Annotated in this window: 12 protein-coding genes; 7 read left to right on the top strand and 5 right to left on the bottom strand. The window is 41.8% G+C overall.

The features are described from left to right. Nucleotides 1-36 precede the first annotated feature (36 nt). Together BW716_RS25770 and BW716_RS25765 are read left to right on the top strand one after the other, a co-directional pair. Nucleotides 37-1,749 (top strand): discoidin domain-containing protein, encoded by a 1,713-nt coding sequence (locus BW716_RS25770; RefSeq protein ID WP_083727502.1) that lies wholly within the window; start codon nucleotides 37-39, stop codon nucleotides 1,747-1,749. A 205-nt stretch (nucleotides 1,750-1,954) separates the two neighbouring features. Further along, the gene (locus BW716_RS25765) at nucleotides 1,955-3,337 is read left to right on the top strand and encodes an alginate export family protein (protein WP_083727500.1); all 1,383 of its coding nucleotides are present in this window, start codon (nucleotides 1,955-1,957) and stop codon (nucleotides 3,335-3,337) included. Nucleotides 3,338-3,401: 64 nt separating this feature from the next. Here BW716_RS25765 and BW716_RS25760 read toward each other — a convergent pair whose 3' ends face one another. Next, complete coding sequence (locus BW716_RS25760; protein WP_083727498.1) at nucleotides 3,402-4,301, bottom strand: AraC family transcriptional regulator; 900 nt, start codon at nucleotides 4,299-4,301, stop codon at nucleotides 3,402-3,404. A gap of 168 nt (nucleotides 4,302-4,469) precedes the next feature. On the opposite strand from BW716_RS25760, the gene BW716_RS25755 reads away from it, so the two are divergent. From BW716_RS25755 to BW716_RS25740, 4 genes are all read left to right on the top strand, one after another. Next, a complete protein-coding gene (locus tag BW716_RS25755; protein ID WP_083727496.1) occupies nucleotides 4,470-5,960 on the top strand; it encodes a UbiD family decarboxylase in 1,491 nt (496 codons plus the stop codon). Between the two features lie 63 nt (nucleotides 5,961-6,023). Then, nucleotides 6,024-6,743: a DUF554 domain-containing protein gene (locus tag BW716_RS25750; RefSeq protein ID WP_083727494.1), complete on the top strand. Its 720-nt coding sequence runs from the start codon at nucleotides 6,024-6,026 to the stop codon at nucleotides 6,741-6,743. A 137-nt stretch (nucleotides 6,744-6,880) separates the two neighbouring features. Next, on the top strand, nucleotides 6,881-7,459 hold the full coding sequence (locus BW716_RS25745; RefSeq protein ID WP_083727492.1) for a UbiX family flavin prenyltransferase: 579 nt from the start codon (nucleotides 6,881-6,883) through the stop codon (nucleotides 7,457-7,459). 28 nt (nucleotides 7,460-7,487) lie between these two features. Further along, nucleotides 7,488-8,555 carry an L-dopachrome tautomerase-related protein gene (locus BW716_RS25740; RefSeq protein WP_083727514.1) on the top strand — a complete coding sequence of 356 codons (1,068 nt, stop codon included), beginning with the start codon at nucleotides 7,488-7,490 and terminating at the stop codon, nucleotides 8,553-8,555. 331 nt (nucleotides 8,556-8,886) lie between these two features. Here the strand turns inward: BW716_RS25740 and BW716_RS25735 are convergent, their stop codons facing one another. From BW716_RS25735 to BW716_RS25720, 4 genes are all read right to left on the bottom strand, one after another. Next, nucleotides 8,887-9,777, bottom strand: coding sequence for a dienelactone hydrolase family protein (locus BW716_RS25735; protein ID WP_083727490.1), 891 nt, complete (start codon nucleotides 9,775-9,777; stop codon nucleotides 8,887-8,889). A 33-nt stretch (nucleotides 9,778-9,810) separates the two neighbouring features. Further along, the gene (locus tag BW716_RS25730; RefSeq protein ID WP_143709032.1) at nucleotides 9,811-12,147 is read right to left on the bottom strand and encodes a TonB-dependent receptor; all 2,337 of its coding nucleotides are present in this window, start codon (nucleotides 12,145-12,147) and stop codon (nucleotides 9,811-9,813) included. Between the two features lie 178 nt (nucleotides 12,148-12,325). Next, nucleotides 12,326-12,904, bottom strand: a complete 579-nt coding sequence (locus BW716_RS25725; RefSeq protein ID WP_083727486.1) for a TMEM175 family protein — start codon at nucleotides 12,902-12,904, stop codon at nucleotides 12,326-12,328. Nucleotides 12,905-12,947: 43 nt separating this feature from the next. Beyond that, nucleotides 12,948-13,202, bottom strand: coding sequence for a DUF5616 domain-containing protein (locus tag BW716_RS25720; protein WP_083727484.1), 255 nt, complete (start codon nucleotides 13,200-13,202; stop codon nucleotides 12,948-12,950). 755 nt (nucleotides 13,203-13,957) lie between these two features. On the opposite strand from BW716_RS25720, the gene BW716_RS25710 reads away from it, so the two are divergent. Continuing rightward, a complete protein-coding gene (locus BW716_RS25710) occupies nucleotides 13,958-16,354 on the top strand; it encodes an outer membrane beta-barrel family protein (protein ID WP_083727480.1) in 2,397 nt (798 codons plus the stop codon). The last annotated feature ends 111 nt before the right edge of the window (nucleotides 16,355-16,465 follow it).

Here is a 16,465-nt window from a genome sequence, read left to right as displayed (position 1 = left end):
ACCTTTTTGGTCAGCCCCTTTTACCTTTGATCCGTTATGAAAAAGATACTCCTTTTCATCTGCTTATCCATCAGTATGGTGAGCCATGCACAGCAGGCCACTTACTGCAATCCCATCAATATTGACTATGGATATACACCTATTCCCGACTTTACGGAGTGGGGGAAACATAGGGCCACAGCAGACCCTGTCATTGTGAATTACAAAGGAACCTATTATTTGTTTTCGACAAATCAATGGGGCTATTGGTACAGCGCCGATATGGTGAACTGGACCTTTGTATCCAGGAAATTTCTGCGGCCCTGGAATAAAGGATACGATGAATTGTGTGCACCGGCAGTAGGTGTAGTGGGAGATACGATGATTGTATTCGGGTCTACTTATACAAGGAACTTTACTTTATGGATGAGCACTTCGCCGAAGGAGAATGTCTGGAAACCATTGGTGGATTCATTTGAAATAGGCGGTTGGGATCCTGCATTCTTTACTGATGATGATGGTCGCTTGTATATGTATAATGGGAGTAGTAACAGGTATCCTTTGTATGGCGTAGAACTGGATCGTACAAGTTTTAAACCGATCGGAACACGGCAGGAAATGTATTTGTTGGAGCCCTGGAGATATGGTTGGCAGCGGTTTGGAGAGCATATGGATAATACCTTCCTGGATCCGTTTATTGAAGGTGCCTGGATGACGAAACATCATGGTAAATATTATCTGCAATATGGCGCACCGGGTACAGAAATGAGCGGGTATGCAGATGGGGTGATTGCAGGCCCTGCACCACTGGGAAATATCTTCACACCCCAATCAGATCCATTGTCATTCAAAGCAGGTGGCTTTGCAAGAGGTGCAGGGCATGGTGCTACATTTACAGATAACAAAGGTGCATACTGGCATGTGAGCACAATGGGCATCAGTGTGAAAAATAATTTTGAACGCAGGATCGGGATCTGGCCTGCGGGATTTGATCAGGATGATGTGATGTATTGTAATACAGCCTTTGGCGATTACCCGCATTATACAAATGGTGATTTTACCGGGTGGATGTTGTTGAATTATAACAAGCCGGTAACGGTATCTTCTACATTAGGGCGTTATACTGCCAACAATGCGGTAGATGAGGATATTAAAACCTATTGGAGTGCTGCCAGTGGCGATGCCGGAGAGTGGATACAAACTGATTTGGGCGCTGTGGCTATGGTCAATGCAGTGCAGATAAACTATGCGGACCAGGATGCCACTTTTTTAGGGAAGCAGACGGATATTTATCATCAGTATAAATTGATGTATTCATTAGATGGAAAGAAATGGGTGTCATTAATCGATAAAAGTAAAAATAAAACGGATGTGCCGCATGATTATGTCGCATTCGCTACGCCCCTAAAAGCCAGGTATATCAGGCTGGAAAATGTACATATGCCAACCGGCAAGTTTGCCATCAGTGGTTTGCGGGTATTTGGAAATGCTTTAGGACGCAAACCCGCTCAACCGGAAAACCTTATCGTGCTGCGTACAGAAAAAGATAAACGGAGTGCATGGGTAAAATGGAAGCCAGCTACGGATGCTTATGCCTATAATATTTACTATGGTACATCACCTGGTAAGTTGTATACAAATATCATGGTATACAATGCAAATGAATACTGGTTAAAAACGCTGGATACGGAAAAGATTTATTATTTTACAATAGAAGCCATTAATGAAAATGGGGTATCGGACAAGACCAATGTGCTGAAGGTCGAATAATCACCACAGGATGAGATGCTGAAGAACGCTCTTAAGTATATAAATACCCATTAAGAATGATACATCTCAGCTCCCGGCCAACCTTACATCATACATAAAATATTGCTAACGATTTTGGACCGATTATCCTATTAATACGCCGTTTATTACAAGCTGAAAAACCATTTGAATTTCATCTTTGCATTGTTAAACAACACAATTGAAGATGAAACGAGCCTTCTTGTGTATCCTCGCGTTTTTTCCACTACTCATCTATGCGCAGGATACCATCAAAAAACGGCCTGCTCCGAAATTCTTACCACTGAATTACGAAGAAGATTACCACTATCTCTCCAATAAGGAGCTAAGAACCGGACTATGGGCAAAACTGAAATACATTCCTCTATGGAAGAACGGATACATTACTATCGGTGGTGAAATCCGTCCCAGGGTGGAATACAGAGAACATTTAAAATATGGTAAAGGCAATGAAGACCAGGGCTTCGACTGGCAACAACGCTCCCGCTTATGGGCCGATATCCATATCTTACCTAACCTCCGCGTATTTGGTGAAGTACAATCCGGTACTACCTACGAACTGGATTATAATCCCTCTCTGACGGACTATAACCCCGGCGAACTCCACCAGGCATTTGCTGAATATACGGTGAACTTAGGCGCTGCCAGTAAAGTCTATTTCAGAGCTGGTAGGCAGGAGATCCTATTTAACAAAGCACGTTTGTTTGATGTAAGACAGCCACCCAATAACCGTCACTCCTTTGATGCAGGCAGGATCGGTGTGAAATCAGGCGCGTGGAATTTCGGTGTGATCGGTGGTGAGGAAGTACAGGACAAAGCTGGTTACTTCAACGACCCTTCTAACAAGAACCTGAAATTTGGTGCTGCACATGTATCCCGTAAATTAGGTGGTGTACTGCCAAATTCTACCGCAGAACTGCTGTATATCTATACGGATAAAAAAGGTGCTGCCAATGCCATGTACAACGGCACAAGAAATACCTTGTCCGCCCGCATCGGTGGTGTAGAAGGGGGCTGGAACTACGATGTAGAACTGGTAGGACAGACTGGTAAAAGCAATGCAGGAAAACAGATCCATGCATGGTATGTAGCGACAGAAAGTTCCTATACCTTCAAGGCAAAATGGAAACCATTCGTCGGTACCCGTATCGATATCGCTTCAGGTGATAAAGACTCTACCGACAACAAGAGTAACAGCTATGACTATCTCTGGTCAAAAGGTATGAGCTGGGTGCCGGATCTGGGGTATACCAACATCGCAGCAGTAGGTCCGATCTTCGGGTGTAAGCCAACAGCAAAACTGAGCATTGACTTTACCGTGCAGGAACTGTGGCGTACTTCCAAAGAAGATGGTATCTATGCTATGTCAGGTATACAAATCAGAAGTGCCAGTGCTGGTACCTCCAGTGTAATTGGTACACGCTGTGTAGCAAAAGCAGAATACCAGCTGAATCCGTTCCTGCTGTTTGGTGCATATGTGAACGAAACCTTCAAAGGAGAATACTTAAAACAGGCAGGTAGTAGCCAGAACATGGTGTACGCTCACCTGTATAGTGTATTCAGATTCTAATTTAACCATTACCCAAAAGCCGCTGCTTATCCTGCAGGGAAAAGCAGCGGCTTTTAAAATGATCTCAATCCTGTTCTATTTTAGCCAGCGGAATTTGTTTGCGATACTCATTAGGTGTTAGCCCGGTATGTTTTTTAAAGAGCCTGGTAAAATAAGAAGGATCATCAAAACCCAATTCATAAGCAATCTCAGAAATATTGGAATTGAAATGATACAAATGTGCCTTTGCTTTTAGTATCAGTTCCACCTGTACCACCTGTAGTGCCGACATTTGTTTGAGTGAGCGGCAGATTCGGTTCAGGTGTTTGGCGGTAATGTGCAGGTGATCTGCATACACCTGTAAACTCATGAACGGACTCCTGGAAACCTTAATGAGGTGCTGAAATTTCTTGAAATAATACAAGTTATTATTGTGCCCGGATTTGAGCGAAGGCTGTTCGTTGGAGTAACGATAGAATTGCAATACTAATAAGTAGAGCATGTGTTCCAGGATAATCTCTTTCCCTACTTTAGACTCATTGAATTCATTATGAATTTTATTGAATGCCTCCCTGAATGGAGGCAATGCATCTCCTTTCAATACAAAGATGGTTTCCAGTGCATGCAGAATATTCGGATACCTTTCATGCAGTGTCTCTGTATAAAAATCAGAGAAGGTGAGAATACGGCCATCTATATGTGCACCGAAATGAAAACCGTGAATACTCAGTGGAGGAATGAAACACATAAAAGGTGCTTCTAAACAGATTTGCTCATCAGCAGTATAAAAAGTAGCGTACCCACTTTCGACAAAAAAGACCTGGTACAATGAACTGTGAAAATGTGCGTCTACTTCCCAGTTGAAATCCTTACTTCTGTTTTCAATTGTTTCACAAAAAATATAATTCTCTTTGTGCGTGTTCTTTTCCCTATATAGCCCGGAGTAATTGATGAACTCATGGTGCTGAATGCTGTTCGCGTGCATAGCATACGTTTGAAATTCAAAATTAAGTGCCCCATGCGCCTTCCATCCTGACCACGGACAGTCAATGGACTGATTTTAATCCGGTTCGAATTGTCCTATTTAATAAGTCAATAGTGCAAGCATGGCGATTTTTGATGGCTGACCTTTGTTTTATAAAACAATAACACAATGAGTCAGGAAAACAAACCAATAGCAATTGACGACTTGCGGAGTGCATTGGAATTACTGAAAACAATTCCACAGCAATATCATGAAACAGATGTACTGATCGATCCAAATGCCGATATGGCAGGTGTATACAAACAAATAGGTGCAGGTGGTACCGTACAGCGTCCTACCCGCCTTGGCCCTGCCATGATGTTCACGAATGTAAAGGGTTATCCTGGTGCGAAAGTACTGGTGGGTCTGCTGGCTAGCAGAGACAGAGTAGCGGCTATGCTGGGTGCGCCAAGCGTAGAACTCGGCAAATACATGGGTCAGGCAGTCAAGAATTACATTGCCCCGGTAGTGGTACCCAATGCAGGTGCTCCCTGCCAGGAAGTAGTGTACAAAGCTACCGACAAGGATTTTGACCTGAGAAAGATCCTGCCGGCTCCAACCAATACACCTGAAGATGCGGGTCCTTATTTCTGCGAAGGACTGGTATTAGGCTCAGATCCTGAAACAGGCCACAGTGATGTAACTATTCACCGCCTCTGCGTACAGGGCAAAGATTCCATCTCTATCTATTTTGCACCAGGCAGACACATTGATGCCTTCCGTGAAAAAGCAGAGAAAGCTGGCAAACCACTGCCTATTACCATCAACATGGGCCTTGATCCTGCTATCATGATCGGCTCCTGTTTTGAAGCGCCTACCACACCATTTGGCTTTGACGAACTGTCCATCGCCGGTGGTCTGCGCAAGAAACCAGTAGAACTGGTAAAATCCCTTACCATCAACCAACATTCTATCGCGAAGGCCGAAATCGTAATCGAAGGTGAAATTCTGCCAAACGTAAGAGTCGTAGAAGACCAGAACACCAACACGGGTCACGCTATGCCTGAATTCCCAGGTTATAACGGTCCTGCGAACCAATCACTGCCACTGATCAGGGTAACAGCGATCACCACCCGCAAAAACCCGATTATGCAAACGTTGATCGGTCCTGGTGAAGAACATACCAGTCTGGCAGGCATTCCAACAGAAGCCAGCATTTACAACGCTGTAGAAGCTGCATTGCCTGGTCTGCTGAAAAACGTGTATGCACATACCTCCGGTGGTGGTAAATTTATGAGCATATTGCAAATTCAGAAAACCAAACCAACAGACCAGGGCCGTGAAAGACAAGCTGCGCTGGTAGCCTTTGCTGCTTATTATGAATTGAAACAGGTGATCCTGGTGGATGACGATGTAGACATCTTTGACAGCAACGACGTATTTTGGGCAATGACTACCCGTTACCAGGGCGATATCAGCACCATCTTTATTCCAGGTGTTCGTTGTCACCCACTGGATCCTTCACAGGACCCTTCATTCGATCCTAAGATTCTTGGTAAGGGTATTTCAACCAAGACTATCTTTGACTGTACCGTTCCATGGAATTTGAAAGACAGATTCAAACGTGCGCAGTTCAAAGAAGTAGATGCAACGCCTTATTTACCTGAGTGGTTTAAATAAACGGATGAAAAAAACCGGGCTGGCTGAAGGTGCTCCTTTGGCCAGCTCACTAAAAAAAATCATATGCTAACCGGACCAATTATAAATTCCGTCGCAACATTAACCGGCTCCATCATCGGGGCTACCATGGGAAACAAAATTCCTGAACGTCTCCGTCTTGCACTTCCTATGACATTTGGTGCTGCTTCTATGGCATTGGGTATTAATTCAGTGGTCAAGGTGAGCATGCTGCCACCAGTGATCCTGGCGCTGCTGGTAGGTAGTGCGATCGGTGAACTGCTGAAAATTGAAAAGGGGATTGAATGGGCGGCTATCCGTGTCAACGGACCAATTCAGAAGATCTTCCCAAGACAAAAAACGGATGAAGATCCGCAGGCTTTCCTGCAGAACTTTGTGGCTGTACTGGTACTCTTCAGTGCAAGTGGTACAGGTATATTTGGGGCATTGAATGAAGGTATTACACATGATCCAACCGTATTGATATCCAAAGCGATGCTGGACTTCTTCACATCCGCCATATTTGCTACTTCTCTGGGCTTCATAGTGACCACCACTGTCATTCCGCAATTCATCATTCTCTGCGGACTTTACCTGCTGGCTGGTGTGATCCTGCCTTTGACCACTCCACAGCTGATTGCTGACTTCTCTGCCTGCGGCGGCATTATCATGTTCGTAACAGGTTTCAGGATCTGCGGTATTAAGAAATTCCCTATAGCTAATATGTTGCCCGCGTTATTGCTGGTAATGATATTCTCACATTACTGGAGGTTACTCTTCCATTAATTTATTTATGAGGGTGTATCATACATAAATGAAACTCCTGAGAAACGCATAAAATAGAATCTGGCTCCATATCAGGTATCCGAATTAAAGAAGGGTGTATCTCACTTTTGATACACCCTCTTAAAAAAGAAAGCATAATGAAAAAGAGAATCATAATAGGTATCAGTGGCGCTACCGGTCTGCAATACGGTATCCGTGCACTGGAACTGCTCAAAGAACAGGATGTGGAAACACACCTGGTGGTAAGCAAAGCGTCGGAACTGGTAAGAACCTACGAAACCGATATGAAGCATGAAGAACTCATGTCTATGGCCGATGTAATTTATCCTACAGCCGATGTGGGTGCCGCTATTGCCAGTGGCTCTTTCAAAACCCTGGGAATGCTCATAGCCCCCTGTTCTGTAAAAACGATGTCAGAAATTGCCAGCGGTATTACCAGCTCCCTCTTATCCAGAGCGGCCGATGTGGTACTGAAAGAAAGAAGAAGACTGGTATTGTTATTCAGGGAAACTCCTTTACACCTCGGCCACCTGAGGAGCATGACACAGGTAACAGAGATGGGAGGAATTATTATGCCTCCTGTGCCGGCCTTTTATCTGCGACCACAATCGGTCGATGAAATTGTAACCCATACAGTCGCAAGAGCACTGGATCTTTTTGGATTTGATATTGATGTGCCAAGATGGAATCATGATCATAAGGCACAACTTCATTAAATTTGCTGCATCAATAAATGCAGAACATATGTCGAAATTGAATTTTCTGTTGCTGGGAATGTTCCTGGCAGCGTGCAACAGTGGACAAACGAATAAAAATACCACCGATACAATTGCTACTTCATCCGCACTGCCACAATTGGAAGAAGTATTCGCTGACTCCGCTTACCAGCTTACTGGCGTAGCGGTGGCCAAAGATGGCCGGTTATTTACCAATTATCCTTACTGGGCCGAAAAACACGCTTATTCCGTGGTAGAAGTGGTGAATGGTAAGCTCGTACCTTATCCTGATACCACCTGGAATAGTTTTAAGAAAGGAGAGGATGGACAGAACAAATTTGTCTGTGTACAGTCCGTCGTAACAGATGATCAGGGGTTTTTGTGGGTCGTAGATGCCGCAGGTATCAATTTAGGACCTGTCTATCAGGGAGCCAATAAAGTGTTGAAAATAAACCTGGCTACAAATAAGATAGATAGGATCTATCATTTCCCCGAATCAGTGGCTGGTAAGGATAGTTACCTGAATGATATCAGGATTGACAATGTGAATGGTTATGCATATATGACTACATCTACCAATGGTGGAATTGTAGTGCTGAATACGAAAACAGGAGATTCCAGGCTGGTATTGCATGATCATTATTCTGTGCTGGCAGAAAAAGGGTATCACTTTGAAATGAATGGTAGAACGATGGTTGTGAATTCAGATGGTATCGCCCTTACCGCAGATCAGCAATGGTTATACTACAAACCATTGACGGATGATAAACTGTACCGTATTAATACCAGTCTGCTGCGGAACTTTAAGACATCTATGAAGACCTTGCAGGACAGTGTAAAGGACCTGGGTAAGTTTGTAACCACAGATGGAATGATCTTAGACAAAGCCGGCAATCTCTACATGGGTGACCTGGAAAAGAGCGCCATCGTGAAAATCACACCAGATCTGCAGATGCATTATATCGCACAGGACAAAAAGCAGTTATTATGGCCGGATAGTTATAGTATCTCTGCTGATGGTTATTTGTATATTTCCTGTTCTCAGATCACTTATCCTCCCACATTACCATATAAAATATTTCGGTTGAAATTATAAAGAGATTTTCCCACTCTTAGCCAGATAGCTTATGCCGCTTGTAGGTGTAAGCTATCATAAAAAAGAGGCCGTATCATAAGTGACCCGATGGCGCTGAGAATTTCTTATACAAAAATTTTCTCCATCAGGTACCCGGGTAAATTTGGGGTGAAAGTTATTTATGAGTGGTTATGTTTGAAAAAGGAAACATGGCTTCGAGATGAAATGTAACTTTAACTACAAAATCTCTGAGCCATGTTTACAGCCTCCTTTTTATTCGGAAACCTGATGGAGATAGTCAATCCCTGCAGTAATTCTGAGGAGGTTTATTTATTTTTTATACAACTACTTTTTATGATAGCTTTGCTTTGAAAAAATCTATCGTTCGCTTCCACGCCAACTCTGCCGCAGTCTTGTCATACCTCGGCGTCGTATCATTATGGAACCCATGATTCACCCCCGGATATACATAAGCCGTATACTCTTTCTTTTCCTCTTTCAGTGCTGCCTCATAAGCCGGCCATCCTTCATTCACATGAGTATCTAACTCACCAAAATGCAATAAAAGCGGCGCCTTGATCTGCGCTACCTGATCGCGTGAGGGCTGTGCACCATAAAAAGGTACAGCAGCTGCCAGGTCGGGTACCTTCACCGCCATCATATTCGCAATCCATCCCCCAAAACAGAACCCTACCACACCCACTTTGCCATTACAATCTTTATCGCTCTTCAAATACGCAAAGGCAGCAATAAAGTCTTCCAGCATTTCATTCTTATCTCTCTTCGCCTGCAGTTCACGTCCTTTATCATCAGCGCCCGGATATCCGCCTAATGGCGTCAATGCATCCGGTGCAATAGTAATAAACCCTGCCAATGCGGCACGCCTCGCAACATCTTCAATGTAAGGATTCAATCCCCTGTTCTCATGCACGATAACTATACCACCCAATGGCTTTTTTGCATCTGCTGGTCTGGACAAAAGAGCTTTGATACTACCGCCTCCCTTAGGAGAGTTGTAAGTAATATACTCCGTCTTTAGTCGCGGATCATCTGGTTTTACCTGTATATTATCCTGGTAGTTAGGCATCAGAAAGCTCATCAGTGCAGGCACTGTGATGCTCCCTACTGCAAATACAGAAAGCTTGTCGATAAAGTCCCGTCTGCTCAGGCGATTATGGGCATAGTCGTCATACAGATCAAAGACTTCCTGTTGAATATCCTCTTTCTTGATGTTATTGCTCATATGGATGAAGGTTTATCCTTTAAATTTAAGATATTATCTGAACTTAAAGGCGACCGTCGTACTGAATCTGCGTGGCATCATCTGACTTACATAGCTACCCCAGTATACTTCATTGGTGAGGTTGTCCATTTTCAGGCTGATACGGTAAGCAGAACGCTCATAACTTAATACGGCATTTAGTACAGTATAAGCAGGAAGATAGAACTCACCGGAAGAACGGGACTGCGTTATATACGCCTTACCGTTATAGTTACCGCCGATCCCTAATCCAAGGCCGCGTATTGCTGTGTTTAAAAAATGATAGCTTACCCACAGATTCGCCATCTGAGCAGGACCAGTCCATTGATGAAGGCCATCTACATCAGCATTTGTATTGATGGTATAGATATCATTGTACGCATACCCGGCAATGATGTTCAGTCCTTTGACCGGATTGGCAATCAATTCCGCTTCGTATCCCTTACTCAGTTGACCACCATCCTGTACAGAATAGCTATCAGCATTCGTACGGATCACGTCATCCACCTTGATGTGGTAGTAGCTGAAGGTGCCATTCAGTTTGCCATTAAAGAACTCCATTTTTACACCGGTTTCCCATTGGTTTGCATGACTTGGTTTGAAAGAACTGAATTTACCATCAGGTTGTTGAGTGGGTGCATTATTGCTGAAGCCGTTCATATAATTACCAAATACTGACAGGTGTTTAGGCACCAGCTGATATACCAGCCCTAACTTGGGAGAGAGTGCAGTCTGGTTATATTTGCCGGTAGTGGTATCGTTATTGGCATCGTAGGTACCATTGTTTACAAAGTGGTCTACGCGCAGACTGGCCATTACCAGCAGTGCATCAGTAATGTTCAGTACATCGGATGCATACGCGCTGTAGATGCTTTGTTCACTCCTGCTTTTAGAACTCGGAACGGTTGCCAGTGCCGCCTGTAACGCAGGTACGGTCAGCTCATTATACCTTGGATCATGACCTGCAATTGTCACCTGGTCAAAACCATATACGCTGGCAGAAGTAGCGTTCGTGACACCATTCAGGAAGTCCAGCCCTATTACGAGGCGGTTGCGGAGTTTACCTATTTTAAAATCACCATTAAAGTTTTGCTGTACTTCGGTATAATTATATTGGCTGTGCTCATAACCTGGATTGCGGGAAACGGCGGTATCACCTAAAATACTGTTCCAGCTCCAATAGCCCTCTACTTCAGAATTGGTATGAGAGAAGTTCGTCTGTGAGGTCCACTGATCATTGATTTTGTAGTTTACCCCACCATTTAAACTTACAGAAGGCGTTTTCCCATAGATGTCGTTGCTGCTGTAAGATCTTTTCCAGTTTACACTCAGCAGTCGTGGATTGGTTTTGGTAAAGGAGGCCTGCGGAAACAAACGGTTGAAGTCGTTTGCTTTCTGGTTATATATTTCTGCATCCAGTGTTACAGTAAGTCTGTCACTGGCTTTATATACAAGGGATGGCGCAATGAACAGGCGCTTTGTAAAGCCTGCATCCTGAAAACTACCTTCATCGTGGTAAGCGATATTGGTGCGGAGTAGCAGGTCTTTTTCCTTGTTCAGTGGCGTGTTGAAATCGGCTGTTACCCTGCTCAGACCAAAGCCGCCGAGGGTATAAGTGATTTCCCCATTAAAGGTCTCATACGGCTTCTTTGTCACCCTGTTCAGCAGACCGCCAAAAGAAGTAAGGGAACTACCAAACAAAGTAGCGGAAGGACCTTTCAGTACTTCGATACGTTCGATGTTGGCAATTTCAATACTGTTAGCTTTGTAATCCTGCAAGCCGTTGCGCAGGTAACTGGTGGTAAAGAACCCTCTCAGGTTAAAGGAGTTGGAACCATTGACCAATGCCTGGCTCACGCCGGTTACATTTTTCAACACATCATTGTAGCTCACGATCACCTGGTCCTGTAGTAATTCCTTTGGTACTACATTGTACACCTGCGGATTCTCCAGGTTCTTCAGGGGCATACGGGCGATGTTTTCAGTTTCCTTCTTTGCAAATTTATTATAGCCTGAAGAGACGGTGATTTCCTGCAGTGTGTGATTATCTTCTGAAAGAGAGAAGTTGATCGTCACGGTTTGATCATTGGCTACTTCTACCTGTTGGAATTGTGCTTTCAGTCCTGTAAAACTGGCCACTATTGTATACTTACCGGTTCTGATATTATTCAGCTGATAATGTCCCTGCCGGTCAGCAGAGGTGCCGGTATTACCGGGTTGGAGGGTGATGTCGACGAAAGGGGCGGGCTTACCGTCGGCAGTTTTTACTTCACCTGTGATGGTGCCATGTTGGGCCATGACAGTGAGACTGCAGACAGAAAGTACTGCCACAATAATTGTGCTTTTAAGCATGGATGTAGTATTATAGATAATGGTATATAATGCGCTCAAAATTAGGTTGGTCAGAATAGTTGCATACAAATCTGGCGGTGCCAAAATTAGGCAATAGGGTGTCTGCCGGTTTACGCATTCCGGAAAAATTAAGGAGAAGAATAAATCGCTTTTGAGCGAAGAAATTTGTAGAAATTGATTAATGCTCTTTTAATTTATTTTCTATTCTCCTGTCAGGGATGAACCAGATAACGGCTATGAGCACATAAAAGAAGATACTGATAATGGGGTAGAACCAGGCTACAGTGATACCAGAAATATACAGCGCAATAGAGAGATAGGTTTTGTAATCGCTTTTATAGGCATCTTTGAGCCGGGAATCAGGTCCTTCATGTTTGATAATAATAATTGTCAGCAACTTCCACGAGGCGCCACACATCAAGAGAATAAATCCATAGAATGCTACAGGTAGCGAGGCAAAATGGTTCTCATCCATCCATCCGGTAGCAAAAGGTAGCAGGGAGATCCAGAAGAGCAGATGTAGATTACCCCAAAGGATAGCACCATTTACTTCTTTAACAATGTGGAAGAGATGGTGGTGGTTATTCCAATAGATGCCTACATAAATAAAACTGAATAAGTAAGAGAGCGCGATGGGGAGGAGGGGAATAATGGCGGCGAGGTTGGTGCCGTGGGGGATCTTGATTTCCAGTACCATGATGGTGATGATGATGGCGAGGACACCGTCACTGAATGCTTCAAGCCTGCTTTTATTCATTGTGGTTTCTTACTAAATTACAGATATTTATCCTAATACCGGTTTACCGGGCAGATACAATATGCTTACCAGCCAAATAATCCTGTTGTATCATATACGCACTCAGATTAAACCATGCCGTACATTCATTCAATACAAATGCATCGGCACTACATGCCCACACCTTGTTGTCAATCAGGTATTGATCGGGATGTTGATGCAGTATAATCTCCCAGTGAAATTCATGTTGTGCCGCCAGCTCATAACAATACGTTTTTAACTTTCCACTATTGGATACGGGTGAGTCAAAAACCCACACTACCTTTCTTCACGAGTTCATACCGGTTGCCTACCAATGCAACAGCTGCCTTGGCAGGGTAATATCTTGCAAAAGAGCCAGGTGGCTGCGGATGCGATGATGGAATTATTATTAAAAAGTTGTAGTATCAAAAATAAATAAACCTTCTTAGAATTACTTCAAGGATTAACTATCTCCATCATGTAGCCGAATAAAACATTCATGAAAGAGGAAATTTACCAACGGGGAATGAAAACCATTTTCGGATACAAAGAGGTCGTATCATCTACTTATGATACGATCTTTTTTTATTGCGGCAGATCTTTTGTATATTCTATGAAGGGGGTAAAAAAGGGTTTGCAGAATATCCAACTATGGATAAAAACTGTATCTTTTCAGAGTAATGAAATTTTTAAACAGCATATTACGTCTTCCATTCTTCACAGCGTATTATTATTATATTCCTCTTCGGGAGAGGTATGCGTTGATGCAACAATCAGTTCTTTGAAAATATTGTCATCATCTTCTTGTTTAAAAAATAATTTTCATGACGAATTGTCCTTAAATGTCTCTTGTTTGACAATAAAGTACGATGAATTTTATATTGTATATGCCGATCCGTTATGTAAAAAAATAAGTGTAGAAATTTCAACATTTATTTTTAAGTTTATTGGTAAGTTCAAATGATAAGTGCAACAGGTCCTATACATCGACCATGAGAGTTTGTTTTCCTATTGCCAAGAGCGAAAAATTAATATCAACCATTTTTAATAAATATGTTTTGCCGCAGATTACGTATAGTTATTGTAATTCTATTTTTCTTTCATGTTAGCTTATCATATGCACAAATTACACTTAAAGGAAGGATTTTAGATAGTTCAAGTAATGCAAAAATTGAATTGGTAACTGTGAAGCTAAAGTCTGCTAAAAGTGCTACAGCCATTATTTCAAGTGATAGTATGGGCAATTATTCATTTTATCAGCTAGTTGCTGGTAATTATATGCTTACATGTTCATTCCTCAATTATACAGAAAAAACCATTGCTTTATCATTATCCAGGGATACGGTGATCGATATTACATTGACACAGGTTTTAAAGCAATTGAAGACTGTGAATATTAATGGTAGGAAACCGATTGTAGAAAGAAAAATAGACAGACTTGTATTTAATGTAAGCGACAATATGAATGCTATAGGGTCGGACGTTCTTGAATTATTATCAAAGACTCCTCAAGTGAAAGTGGAGGGGAATCTCATTTCAATTATTGGTAAAGATGGCGTTACGGTAATGATCAATGATCGTCCTTTGCAGATGTCCGCAGAGGTGCTGGCTGCTTATCTAAAATCCTTATCGGCGGAATCCGTGGAGAGTATTGAAATAATGACAAATCCTCCATCTATTTATAGTGCAGAAGGTAGCAGTGGAATCATCAATATTATTTTAAAAAAGAAAAAGGAAATAGGATATACGGGTGTAATGAATGGAAATTTCCGGAAAGGTAGATCAGAAGGAGGGCGTATAGGGCTTAATATGAACTACAACCGGTCAAAATTTAGATACTTTGGGAATTTTAGTCTTTCCAGGGGAGCTCAGGTATCCATTAGTACCAGTGCAACTTATTATTCGGCTTTAACAGAGAAGGATAGCAATAAAATAAAAGAGTTGTCACAATATGTAAATACCCAGATTGGTTTTGATACTGATTTATCTCCTAATGATCAATTGGGAGCTTCTGCTGGAATGTTTTTTTCTTTCCCTTATCAAACGAGTGTTGCGAGATCTGTTTTTTATAATAATGAAAGTTTTAAAACGGATTCAGTTAGTAATCAATACAATAGTAGCAAGGTGAGTTATAAATCTTTTTTAGCCAATATTCATTATGTAAGAATACTGGATACCATTCATCATAGCAAAATAGTAATTGATTGGGATTGGAATAAGACTATTTTTGATAGGCCCAATATTATAGATAATACGATGTATGATTCTACTGGTGAACAAATGTCTGATCGATATTCCAGAACTATCTCCAATAATAATGAGTCGTCAGATTTTTATTCTCTTAATGGGGTAGTATTTTTTCCTGGAGATGGGCGAGAGCTTTCATTGGGAAGCAGGTTGAATTTTATCAATAATAACAATGATGTTTTATTAATCATTAGCCATCCATCATTCAATACTAGTGATATTTTTAGTTTTACTGAGAATACGCAGGCGTTATTTATCAATTACAGGAAGAAGATTAGTGAACATTGGACAATACAATCAGGTTTGAGGGGAGAGAATACGCAAACGAAGGGGCATTCTTATGGAACAATTGATAGCATAAATACCAATCATTATTTTAAGCTTTTCCCAACTTTATATATTCAGTATACGGTTAATGATAAGAATGTTATTACCGTTGATTATGGCAGGAGAATAAGCAGGCCTTCCTTTAGTGCATTGAATCCATATTTGCGATACTTTACCCAATATGAAGCGATAGAAGGTAATCCCTTACTAAAGCCTTCCATTTCCAATAATTTTTCTCTGTCTGAGACTTTTAATAATAACCTTATACTAACGGTACAATATAGTTATACAAATAACAAGTATGACATGATAAACATTGTACAGGAAGATACAAGGTATAAAGCTGGCAAGTTTTATAATTATTTATCAAAACGATATTTTCAGGTAAGTGCTAGTTATTCTGTTGATATGATAAAATGGTTACAAAATCAGAATGAGATGAATGTTTATTATGAACATTCAATATCTCATCTGGCACTTACTGCACCAATAACAGCGGGATGGGGTGCTACATTCAATAGCCATAATACTGCTTTTTTAAATGGCAAAAGGACTATATCTGGCGGCTTTGATTTTACTTATCAGTTTAAGGATGTGAGTGGAATTGACAGGAGTGGCAGTTATTATTTTTTCAATGTCTCAGCGAGATATTTGTTGTTGAAGAGTAAGTTACAATTGGCACTTGATATATACGATCTGTTTAAAACAAAAATTGTTACATATAGTGAGATCGTGAACGGAATTTTGACCACCAATAAGATAAATAGTGATAGCCGGAGGGTCGGAATAAATGTGAGATACAATTTCGGCAATAATAAACTAAAGAGGGGCCAGGCACATTCGGAGGAAAATAATAGCGGTAGGATCGGGGGATAGGCCTTAAAAAATACACACTTAATCAACCAAATTATTTGACCTGCTGTCATGTCATATTTTTATTATGACGTATATTGAAAAGGATAAAATAGTTACGTTTACATTGCCAGC

It is taken from the genome of [Flexibacter] sp. ATCC 35208, from assembly GCF_001975825.1.
Lineage (GTDB): Bacteria > Bacteroidota > Bacteroidia > Chitinophagales > Chitinophagaceae > Chitinophaga.
This window is presented reverse-complemented; position numbering and strand designations above follow the sequence as displayed.

Coding starts and splice junctions, on each gene's coding strand:
- BW716_RS25770 (WP_083727502.1), top strand. CDS start 37: ATGAAAAAGATACTCCTTTTCATCTGCTTATCCATCAGTATGGTGAGC.
- BW716_RS25765 (WP_083727500.1), top strand. CDS start 1,955: ATGAAACGAGCCTTCTTGTGTATCCTCGCGTTTTTTCCACTACTCATC.
- BW716_RS25725 (WP_083727486.1), bottom strand. CDS start 12,904: ATGAATAAAAGCAGGCTTGAAGCATTCAGTGACGGTGTCCTCGCCATC.
- BW716_RS25710 (WP_083727480.1), top strand. CDS start 13,958: ATGTTTTGCCGCAGATTACGTATAGTTATTGTAATTCTATTTTTCTTT.
- BW716_RS25740 (WP_083727514.1), top strand. CDS start 7,488: ATGTCGAAATTGAATTTTCTGTTGCTGGGAATGTTCCTGGCAGCGTGC.
- BW716_RS25755 (WP_083727496.1), top strand. CDS start 4,470: ATGAGTCAGGAAAACAAACCAATAGCAATTGACGACTTGCGGAGTGCA.
- BW716_RS25760 (WP_083727498.1), bottom strand. CDS start 4,301: ATGCACGCGAACAGCATTCAGCACCATGAGTTCATCAATTACTCCGGG.
- BW716_RS25730 (WP_143709032.1), bottom strand. CDS start 12,147: ATGCTTAAAAGCACAATTATTGTGGCAGTACTTTCTGTCTGCAGTCTC.
- BW716_RS25745 (WP_083727492.1), top strand. CDS start 6,881: ATGAAAAAGAGAATCATAATAGGTATCAGTGGCGCTACCGGTCTGCAA.
- BW716_RS25750 (WP_083727494.1), top strand. CDS start 6,024: ATGCTAACCGGACCAATTATAAATTCCGTCGCAACATTAACCGGCTCC.
- BW716_RS25735 (WP_083727490.1), bottom strand. CDS start 9,777: ATGAGCAATAACATCAAGAAAGAGGATATTCAACAGGAAGTCTTTGAT.